The sequence below is a fragment of the Gemmatimonadota bacterium genome (assembly GCA_026706345.1).
GTDB lineage: Bacteria > JAAXHH01 > JAAXHH01 > JAAXHH01 > JAAXHH01 > JAAXHH01.
On record JAPOYX010000146.1, the window covers coordinates 1 to 2,650 of the forward strand.

Here is a 2,650-nt window from a genome sequence, read left to right on the forward strand (position 1 = left end):
ATCCCATGTGGAGTTGCCGATAGTTTCCGGCTGACAAACCGTGCGGGGAACCCGAAAACCGACAACAGAGTTCGTTCCGGATCCGGAGCAGACGGCGCTATGGCCGGACAAATCGGGCAACGCGATCAATGGGCTCGGCGAAACCGAAGCCCGGCGGCCGACACCGATCATGTGGCACGACTCCGGGATGCTCGAACACGGCAAACTCCAGGACTGGTTCTGGGCACAGGGGGTGAAAGAGCCGGCCCTCGCCGAAAAACGCGCCGCCCGCCAGAAAGTCATCGACACCGATTGGGCGCCGATTGCCGAACACAGGGTCGAGCGGCCCGCCCGGGAGAACACGCGCCTGGTCAAACAGCTCGCCCTGGAAGCGGAGGCGGACCTGGTCGGAATCGTGAAACCGCAACCCGAATGGGTATTCGATGGCTATGCGTTCGAATACGACTGGATCGTGATGCTGGGCATCGCCATGGAATACGAAAAACTCGCTACCGCACCGGAAGTGACATCGGCGATCGAGGTCGTGGACAAGTACACCAAGAGCTGGGTGGTCGGAAGGCCGGTATCGGACTGGATACGGTCCCAGGGGTATCCGGCGGAGCCCCGTGGCGGGCCCATGGCCGGCCCCATCAACCTGCTGCCCGCGGCCATCGAATGCGGCTTCGGCGAACTCGGCAAGCATGGGTCGCTGATCAATCGGCAATTCGGGTCTTCGTTCCGGCTGGCGGCGGTGTTCACCGATCTGCCCCTAGTCGCCGACGGGCCGGACGACTTCGCGGCGGACGATTTCTGTGTCGGATGCCAGGTGTGCACGAACGCGTGCCCGGTGGATGCGATCACGACTCGGAAGCAAATGGTTCGTGGTGAAAACAAGTGGTATGTCGATTTCGACAAGTGCTTCTCGTATTTCGCGGAGACTTACGGTTGCGGCATCTGTATAGCCGTTTGCCCGTGGTCGGCCACCGGACGTGCGCCGATTCTGGCGGAGCGCTGGACGAAGCGGCGGGAAAAGCACAAAGGCCTCACTTCGGCTGAATCCGAACGCTGATCAACGTCGCTGCGTCCAGTCACCCGGCAGATGCGCCCCGGTCCACCGTGGAGCAGGGCAGGGCAATGCCCTCCAGGCCGATGCCCAGGCGGTCACCGCTCCTGCGCGATGGAACGGGCGAATTGCGCCTTGATGCACTCGTCGTAGATGCCCATGACGCGGTTGAACCCGTCCTGCCCGATCAGGAGCGGGTTGCTGCCGTCTTCGGACCCTCTTGCATGGAGTTCGAAATTGCCGACCACCCAGGGGTGTGTGCTGATGAGCCCCTCCACACGGCGATCGTTGCCCAGGTTCCAGAACCTGTGCAGCGAGTCGTGCATCTGGTTCAGTTCCCTGATGGCGCCGGGCAGGGCCTGTCCGCCCCACATGGCGACCGTGCGGGGCTCTCCCCGATCCGTCACCGTCAGAATCGTCGACAGCGTGCCGGGTGTATGCCCCGGCGTCACCACGAAGGTCACGCTGGAATTGCCGAGCGCCAGCACTTCGCCGTCCTGCACCACGCGGTCACGCTCCGGCTGGATCACCGGGGGATAGTTGGCCCTGACGAAATAGGGTAAGGAAATGTCGTCGGGGAGATAGTTCCAGTCGGCCTCCGACATCATGATGGGCACGCCGTATTCCTGCTTGAGATAGGGTGCGCCGCCGTAGTGGTCGACATGACCGTGGGTAACCACCAGGTACTTCAGGTCATTGGGGTCCAGCCCCAGTTCCGCCATGCCGGGCAGCAGGATTTCCTTCACCTGCCGCTCGTTTGTCAGGGCATCGAACAGAATCAGTCCTTCGCCCGTATCCAGTATGAACGTGCCCCAGGCATACATGCCGACGTAGTAGAGGTTGTCGAAGGCCGCAAAGGGCTCGATGCCGGGCGCGTCGGGATCCAGAAAGCCGGGAATCGTCCTGATGGCCAGCGGAATCGTGTCTTCCGCCGGCCCGCAAAGGAACCCGTCCGAAAGAAAGCGCCAGTCGCTGCCCGCAATTTCCTGTGCCCGTTGCACATGAGCCACGACGGCAGGCAGTTCCTCCTGGGTTGCAGGTGCGCTTACCTGAGAAGTCGCGTGGCGGGACGAGATCACCAGTGCCAGCAGCGACAGGGAGTAAAGACCGAAGCGTTTCATGGATACGTTTCCTCAATGCTGTACCACGAATACGAGCCGGGGCCGGGCATCCCGGGCTCAGTGCTGTATCACGGAGATGAACGGCAGGGATCTGGCGCTTTCCAGATCCATGTTGAACAGCCTTTCGGAGATGGAAGCGAAGTAGGCGGGTTTCTCGATGGCCGGGTCGGGCAGGTGTATGGTCGTGTCCTTCCGGCCCTCGCGTTCGTAGCCGACTTCGTCGATTCCCTGGTTCTCGACGAAAATTCTGAAAGCGTCGATTGCATCCCTCTCGGGCAGGTCACCTTCCACGTAGGCGCATTCCACCATGAGTCCGTTGGGGTCGAAGGTATAAATGGAATGCATCCACCCCTTGTGGTGCATCGATTCCATGACTTCCAGGCCATGACCGAGCCAGCGCCGACGCACGGCCTCGAGGCCTTCCCGGTTCTTCGCTTCCCAGGCGCCGTGCATGTTGGCGGTGCCGACGCCCCTCGCCTGGGTGCTA

The 2,650-nt window shown here is 62.1% G+C and carries 3 protein-coding genes; 1 reads left to right on the forward strand and 2 read right to left on the reverse strand.

All coding sequences use genetic code 11. The annotated features are described in order from the left end of the window. The first annotated feature begins 169 nt into the window (after window positions 1–169). Window positions 170–1,048: a 4Fe-4S dicluster domain-containing protein gene (locus OXG98_09480; GenBank protein ID MCY3772236.1), complete on the forward strand. Its 879-nt coding sequence runs from the start codon at window positions 170–172 to the stop codon at window positions 1,046–1,048. A gap of 92 nt (window positions 1,049–1,140) precedes the next feature. On the opposite strand, the gene OXG98_09485 is transcribed toward OXG98_09480, so the two are convergent. Then, window positions 1,141–2,163, reverse strand: coding sequence for an MBL fold metallo-hydrolase (locus OXG98_09485; GenBank protein MCY3772237.1), 1,023 nt, complete (start codon window positions 2,161–2,163; stop codon window positions 1,141–1,143). Window positions 2,164–2,220: 57 nt separating this feature from the next. Beyond that, window positions 2,221–2,650: hypothetical protein (locus OXG98_09490; GenBank protein ID MCY3772238.1), on the reverse strand; the 430-nt coding region annotated here is incomplete at its 5' end.